General features: G+C 70.4%; 9 protein-coding genes and 1 tRNA gene. 8 read left to right on the plus strand and 2 right to left on the minus strand.

All coding sequences use genetic code 11. The annotated features are described in order from the left end of the window. Positions 1-120: 120 nt before the first annotated feature. Both JWR33_RS12825 and JWR33_RS12830 read left to right on the plus strand, forming a co-directional pair. The gene (locus JWR33_RS12825; protein ID WP_297412308.1) at positions 121-1032 is read left to right on the plus strand and encodes a thioredoxin domain-containing protein; all 912 of its coding nucleotides are present in this window, start codon (positions 121-123) and stop codon (positions 1030-1032) included. 37 nt (positions 1033-1069) lie between these two features. Continuing rightward, positions 1070-1145, plus strand: a tRNA-Thr gene (locus tag JWR33_RS12830). Positions 1146-1398: 253 nt separating this feature from the next. Here JWR33_RS12830 and JWR33_RS12835 read toward each other — a convergent pair. Then, positions 1399-1707 carry a hypothetical protein gene (locus JWR33_RS12835; RefSeq protein WP_297412309.1) on the minus strand — a complete coding sequence of 103 codons (309 nt, stop codon included), beginning with the start codon at positions 1705-1707 and terminating at the stop codon, positions 1399-1401. Between the two features lie 185 nt (positions 1708-1892). Between JWR33_RS12835 and denD the strand changes: the two genes are divergently transcribed. After that, the gene (gene denD / locus JWR33_RS12840) at positions 1893-2864 is read left to right on the plus strand and encodes a D-erythronate dehydrogenase (RefSeq protein WP_297412310.1); all 972 of its coding nucleotides are present in this window, start codon (positions 1893-1895) and stop codon (positions 2862-2864) included. 182 nt (positions 2865-3046) lie between these two features. Continuing rightward, on the plus strand, positions 3047-3649 hold the full coding sequence (locus JWR33_RS12845; protein WP_297412311.1) for a hypothetical protein: 603 nt from the start codon (positions 3047-3049) through the stop codon (positions 3647-3649). 108 nt (positions 3650-3757) lie between these two features. Here the strand turns inward: JWR33_RS12845 and msrB are convergent, their stop codons facing one another. Further along, on the minus strand, positions 3758-4159 hold the full coding sequence (gene msrB, locus JWR33_RS12850) for a peptide-methionine (R)-S-oxide reductase MsrB (protein WP_297412312.1): 402 nt from the start codon (positions 4157-4159) through the stop codon (positions 3758-3760). A gap of 120 nt (positions 4160-4279) precedes the next feature. Here msrB and JWR33_RS12855 point away from each other — a divergent pair, with 120 nt between their 5' ends. The 4 genes from JWR33_RS12855 to JWR33_RS12870 all read left to right on the plus strand — a co-directional run bounded on the left by JWR33_RS12855 (position 4280) and on the right by JWR33_RS12870 (position 6678). After that, the gene (locus tag JWR33_RS12855; RefSeq protein ID WP_297412317.1) at positions 4280-4567 is read left to right on the plus strand and encodes a DUF3263 domain-containing protein; all 288 of its coding nucleotides are present in this window, start codon (positions 4280-4282) and stop codon (positions 4565-4567) included. 38 nt (positions 4568-4605) lie between these two features. Then, positions 4606-5157 (plus strand): LytR C-terminal domain-containing protein, encoded by a 552-nt coding sequence (locus JWR33_RS12860; protein ID WP_297412313.1) that lies wholly within the window; start codon positions 4606-4608, stop codon positions 5155-5157. A 199-nt stretch (positions 5158-5356) separates the two neighbouring features. Next, positions 5357-5560, plus strand: a complete 204-nt coding sequence (locus tag JWR33_RS12865; protein WP_297412314.1) for a cold-shock protein — start codon at positions 5357-5359, stop codon at positions 5558-5560. Positions 5561-5637: 77 nt separating this feature from the next. Further along, complete coding sequence (locus JWR33_RS12870; RefSeq protein ID WP_297412315.1) at positions 5638-6678, plus strand: DUF3048 domain-containing protein; 1041 nt, start codon at positions 5638-5640, stop codon at positions 6676-6678. Positions 6679-6784 lie beyond the last annotated feature (106 nt).

The following is a 6784-nucleotide window of genomic DNA, read 5'->3' on the forward strand; positions in this document are numbered from 1 at the left end:
AATGCACGCGGAAAAGCGCTGCTCAGCGCGTGCTCCGACGATTCCCAGGGCCGGCGGCCTACGATCCTGAGGGCGATTCGCCTTCCGCGGCAGCGCCACATCTCGACAAGGAGAACTTCTGTGACCACCAGCGGAGACTCGTCCCGGCCCTCCAAGAACGAGCGCCGCGAGGCGGCTCGAGACAAGGCGCGCCAGCTGCGGGAGCAGCAGAAGCGCCGGGAGCGCCGCAACAGGCTGTTCCTGTTCAGCGGCATCGCGATCGTCAGCCTCGCCATCATCGCCGTGGTGGCGGTCATCATCGTGAACTCGATCCGGCCGCCCGGACCGGGTCCGGCCAACATGGCCAGCGACGGCATCAAGATCGGAGCCGACCTGGCCGCGGTGCAGACGCCTGCGCTCGCCGCCGACGAGGATCCCATCCCCTCAGAGGCGAACCCTGCCAACGTCGTCGACATCCGCGTCTACATCGACTACCTCTGCCCCTTCTGCGCACAGTTCGAGGCGACGAACGCCGAGCAGATCCAGGCATGGGTGACGCAGGGCAGCGCGACGGTCGAGATCCACCCGATATCGATCCTCAACGCCAGTTCACAGGGCACCCGCTACTCGACCCGCGCCGCGAATGCAGCGGCATGCGTGGCGAACTACTCGCCCGACACCTTCTTCGCCTACAGCGCAGCGCTCTTCGCGAACCAGCCCGCCGAGAACACCTCCGGTCTGCCGAATTCGCAGCTGATCGACCTCGCGAAGACCGCTGGCGTCACGTCGCCGGCCAAGATCGAGTCCTGCATCAACGACGGGACGTTCAACGGCTGGGTGACCGACGCCACCAACCGAGCGCTCACCGGTCCGCTCCCGGATTCCGACGTGGAGAACGTGAAGGGCACCCCGACCGTGATCGTGAACGGGACGGCGTACACCGGCTCGCTCACCGACCCGGACGAGTTCGCGGCATTCGTGCTCCAGCAGTCGGCGACCCCGTCGGCCACGCCCACTCCGACGCCCACCCCGTTGGAGACGCCGGCCGGATAGGGCCGTCCGTATCATTGACCCGCGGGGAGGCCCGCAGGCCGGCTTGGCGCAATTGGTAGCGCACCTAACTTGTAATTAGGGGGTTGCGGGTTCAAGTCCCGCAGTCGGCTCCAGACCTTGAGCGCGCCCCCGACCCGTGACGGCCCGGGGTGCCGCTGCTCCGCTCCTCCCCCGCAGGCATGGGCGGGCGGCCGGGTTCCGCCCGGGACCGCATCTCCTTCTCGACGTGCGCGAGACGGGCGGCCAGGAGCACGTAGACGACGGCGAAGGAGCGGCGCATCCTGCACGCTGGTGGGGCCGGGCTCAGCCCCGCCGCACGGCGCCATGAGCCGTTTCGCCGGTGGGCGCCGCGGACGAGCGGCCAGGCTAGCTGGTGCGAGCGTCCGGGGCGGGCTTGATCTTGCGCTTCGCGCGTTCACCCTTGAGGCGGTCCCGCTCGGCGGTGAGAGTGCTCACCGAAGCGTCCTCCAGCTGGGGGTCGGGGATCTCGACGAATGGGCTCGTCGTGCCCGTGCGGCTGAGAACCAGTTGCGTATAGGCAAGGGCTGCTGCGCGGAGCTTCCACGCCGCCCTCTCCAGCTTCTCGGGCCTCGTCTTCGACCGCGAAAGCAACCGTGCGTGTTCCTTCACCGCGTCCCGCAGTGCCCGGCTCGCGTTGTCGACCTTCTTGCTCATCAGCTACTCCCAGCGTCGTGGCTCCCGGCATCTGAAGATATCGGGTTCCGCCCACCGAGAAGGGGCTGCGGCAGCTCCGCAGCGCGGCGGCCGCCGCTGACAGATTCCCGTCCTGGCAGAATTCATCACCGAGCGCTGGGTTCCTCGTTCTCACCAACCGGACCGGGCAGCAGAGGGGACGGCGGATGAAGATTGTGATCACCGGAGGCGCGGGGTTCCTCGGAGTCCTGCTCGCTCGACGTCTGCTCTCCGGGGCGGTGGTCGCGGGCGCGGGCACGCCGCGGAACGTGTCGGAGCTCGTGCTCGTCGATCTGGCCCGGCCTCCGCAGGATCTGTCGAGCGACCCGCGCGTCACCGCCGCGACGGGGCACCTGGGCGCCGCGCTGCCGGCGATCCGCGACGCCGACGTCGTCTTCCATCTTGCCGGCGTGGTCAGCAGCGCTGCCGAGTCGGACTTCGATCTCGGCATGCGGACGAACCTCGATGCATTCCGGGTGCTGCTCGAGTGGGCCAGAGCGCAGGTCGCGCCGCCCATCCTCGTCTTCACCAGCTCCCTCGCCGTCTTCGGGTCGGACCCGTTCGGCTCTGCCCTCGGCGTCGTCGACGAGGACACCCTGCCGCGTCCCCAGTCGAGCTACGGCATCCAGAAGTTCGTGGGAGAGCAGCTGCTGGCGGACTACACGCGGAGGGGCTTCGTGCGGGGGCGCAGCGTGCGGCTGATGACCGTGGCAGTCCGGCCCGGACGACCGAACGCGGCAGCCTCCAGCTTCCTGTCCGGGATGATTCGGGAGCCTCTCGCAGGAGAGCGCGCGTTCTGCCCCGTGCCGGCCGAGACGCCGATCGCGCTGTCGTCGCCACGCCGCACCATCGAGGGGATACTGCGCGCGGCGGAGGTCGACGACGCCACCTGGGGCAGCCGAACCGCGATGAATCTCCCCGCCCTCACAACGACTCCCGCCGACATGGCGGCCGCGCTGGACAGGGTCGCCGGCGCCGGCACCAGCAGCTTGATCGAGTGGGGCCACGACCCGAACGTGATGGCGATCGTGGGCAGCTGGGCTGCGCGCTTCCGGACGCCGCGGGCAGCCGCGCTGGGGCTGGATGCGGAAGAGGACTTCGACGCGGTGATCCGTCAGTACCAGGCCGACCACGGCTGAGTCCGGCTCCTTCCGTCCTGTCGAACGCGACCGTCCGGCCAAGCCGCAACCGCCTGCCGCTGCAGTTTGGCCGGACGGTTGCGCGCAGCGCGCCCCGACGGACGAGGGAGAGGCGCGGGACAAGGCGCGCGGCGTGGCCGGTCCGCTCGGCTCCCACCCGGTCGTGCGTGCAGAGTTGGTGCATGCAGCTCTATTCGGCCTTCCCCGGTGCTCGCAGTCGGCAGGTCGCAGCCGACCTCGGCGCGATCGCCCTCGTCGTCCTCTCGATCGCGCTCGGGATCGCGGTCTCGGGTGCGATCGCCGCATTCGCGGACTTCGGGCGGCAGGTCGCCGATGCGGGCAGCGGGCTGCAGAAGTCGATGACGGACGCCGCCTCCACGCTCGGCGGCCTGCCGCTGCTCGGGGACGCGGCGGCCGCCCCTTTCCGCGAGGCGAGCGGCGTCGGCGCCGCCCTCGCGCAGTCGGGGGAGGATCAGCAGCGCTTCGTGCGGACTCTCGCCGTGGTGGCTGGGCTCCTGGTCGCGCTGCTGCCGATGCTCGTGGTGCTGCCGCGCTGGATGCGACGGCGCGCCGCCTTCGCCCGCCGGGCGGCGACCGCACGGCGCCTCGCCGACACCACCGCCGGCACAGAGCTGCTGGCACTGCGTGCCCTCACCACAGCCGCGCCGCGGCGCCTGCTCGAGGTCGACGCGGATCCGGTCGGCTCCTGGAAGCGGGGCGACACGGCAGCGGTGGCGGCGCTCGCCGACCTCGAGCTCCGCGCCGCGGGCGTCCGGACTCCCTGACCGACGGACGCAGCGAAACGGCCGAAGCGCAACCGCGGACGGTCGCACTCCGGCCGGAGGGTTGCGGTCCTCAGCGGCGCCCGGAGGGCATCCGCCGGGACCGCGGCGTCATGCCCTCTCCTCGAAACCCAGAGAGATCGAGTTCATGCAGTAGCGCTCGCCCGTGGGGGTCTGCGGGGCGTCGTCGAAGAGATGCCCGAGGTGCGAGCCGCAGGTGGCGCAGAGAACCTCGGTGCGCACCATGCCGTACGAGACGTCCCGCTTCAGCTCGACCGCGTCCTCGCTGACCGGCTCGAAGAAGCTCGGCCAGCCGGAACCCGACTCGAACTTGGCAGTGCTCCGGAACACCTCGGTGCCGCAGGCGCGACAGGTGTACACGCCGCCGCGCTTCTCGTCCAGGAGGGCGCCGGTCCAGGCGCGCTCCGTCGCTGCCCCGCGAAGCACCTGGAACTCCTCCTCCGAGAGGCTGGCCCGCCACTCGGCGTCGCTCTTCTGCACCTTGTAAGCCATGTCGATCCTTCCGGGCGAACGAGCGGCGGGGTCCGGGTGGCTCCGCCTGTCGCGTGCGTCCCCACGGAAAACCGTCCCTAGGATGACCGTATTCCGGAGGGAGGTGCCGTGAGCGCCGGTATGCAGCCTCGCGAACGCCCCGAGCCGCCCCAGAGCGCGCTCACGGAGCGGGAGATCGCGATCCTCTCCTTCGAGCGGACCTGGTGGCGTCACGCCGGAGCGAAGGAGGAGGCCATCCGCGAGGAGTTCGGGGTCTCGGCTGCGCGGTACTACCAGCTGCTCGGCGCCCTGCTCGACTCGCCCGCGGCCCTCGTGCACGATCCCATGCTCATCAAGCGACTGCAGCGCATGCGGGACGCCCGCTTCGCCCGGCGCGAAGCCCGGATGAACATCCGCCGCACCACGTGACCATCGCGTGCCGTCGTCCGACGACTCGCTGAGGAGCCATGCCCACCACGCATCCCCCCGACCGGTTCGACCGGCCGCCCGCCGACCTGCAGCGGGTGGGCGCCCATCGCGCGCCCCGTCCCGGCGGGCGCGGGTGGATCGTCTTCGCCTGGGCGGCGCTCGCCACTGCCGTGCTGGTGGGACTCGGCGTGTTCGCCATGTTCGTGATCAACGATCGAGTGGCCTTCACGAGCCCCTTCGCGCCGGCCTCCGAGACCCCCGCGGCGGGCGACGCGCCCGTGGTCCAGCCGACCGTGGACCCCACCGTCAACGTGGTGATCCTCAACGGCACGGCCGTGGACGGGCTCGCAGCCACCGCGGGCGACCTGCTCACCTCTCAGGGCTGGACGGTGGGCTCCCGCAGCAACGCGGACGCCTCGGACGTGAACACGACGGTCGTCTTCTACACGGACCCCACCCAGGAGGGCGCCGCCAAGGGCCTCGCCGCGGCGCTGGGCGACGTCCAGATCCGGCTCTCGGACCAGTTCGTGGTCGAGGGCGACAACCGGATCACGATCATCCTCGGAGCCGACTACGCCGACGCCGCGTGACCCCTGCGCCGGCGCGCTATGCGACGGCCATGTTTCCGCGACGTTTAATCTCTCGATCAATACCCGACATGCGCGGCAACCGCCCGGATTCCGGGAGCTCCGGTCCTGATCTGCTCGCTACTATTCCCCCGGATCGGTCCTTTCCGGCTCGGTCCGGGCGGGTCATCGGCCGCCGCGGAACAGCACTCGGGAGTAACACATGGCGCAAGGAACCGTGAAGTGGTTCAACGCTGAGAAGGGCTTCGGCTTCATCACGGTCGACGGGGACGGGCAGGACGTGTTCGTGCACTACTCGGCGATCGACATGGCCGGCTACAAGGCGCTCGAAGAGGGTCAGGTCGTGACCTTCGAAGTGGGAGCGGGCGCCAAGGGCCCGCAGGCGGAGAAGGTCCGGCTGGCCTAGCGGCGATCCTGCCGGCGAAGCGGGTCAGCGCCGCGCGCTGGTGCCGCGGACCGCCTCCCAGCGGTTAGCCTCGGCTCGTGACGGGGGAGCGGGCACTTCTTCGGCGTGCCGTTCTGGCCGTCGGCGCCCTCGTGACGGTCACGATCGTGCTCTCCGGATGCTTCCCGGGCGTGCCACCGGCGGAGCCGCGCCCGAGCTCGACGTCGAGCTACGCCGGGCCGAACGCGAGCGAGATCGCTCCGCTGCGAGGCACGACGGTTCCGGCCGGCTCCGTGCGGCGCCCCGCGCTCGCTGCCAAGATCGACAACCTGGAGGACGCCCGCCCGCAGTGGGGCCTCGAGCGGGCCGACGTCGTGTTCGAGGAGCTCGTCGAAGGCGGCCTCACCCGCTACCTCGGAGTCTGGCACTCGGATGTGCCGGACCTGATCGGCCCTATCCGCTCGATCCGGCCGATGGATCCGGATATCGTCGCGCCGTTCGGCGGCATCATCGCCTACTCCGGCGGTCAGCCGATCTTCGTGGGCATGATGGAGGCCACCGGCCTGTACAACGCGGTGCATGGCAACGCCGACACGGCGGGACTGTTCTTCCGCACCGATGAGCGGGAGAGCCCCCACGATGTGCTGCTCCGGGCCCCGGAGCTGATCTCGGCCCATCGAGAGCTGGCGGCCCCACCCCAGCAGTTCGCCTACGGGCTCGACGCCGCCTCGTCCTCTGCAGGGCGGAGCGGGGATCCCGTGTCGCGGATCGACGTGGTCTTCTCCGACTCGCGCTATCCGGCCTGGGCCTGGAGCGCGAAACGAGGGCAGTACCTGCGCCTGCAGGAGGGAGCGCCCGACACCGATTCTGCGGGCGCCCAGCTCGGCGCCACCAACGTGGTGGTCCTCCGCGTCGCGATCGACCGGACCTTCGGGTCCGTGCCGAAGACGGTGCTCGTCGGGAGCGGCGACGGCTGGCTGGCGACCGGCGGCAAGGCTGTGCACGTCACCTGGTCCAAGGCGGCCAGTGCGGCCCCCATCCAGCTGCTCGACGACCTGGGGCTGCCTGCCCGGCTCGCCCCGGGCAACACCTGGATCGAGCTGCTTCCCGATGACGGTCTGCTCACCCTGACGCCCTGATCCGGTCGTCTTGCACTCTCAGGGGTCGACTGCCAAGATTGATTAGCACTCGGAATGTCAGAGTGCCAAGCATTCGCCCAACGTCCGGGAGGGACGACAAACACAT

This window comes from Naasia sp., assembly GCF_025465545.1.
GTDB lineage: Bacteria > Actinomycetota > Actinomycetes > Actinomycetales > Microbacteriaceae > Naasia.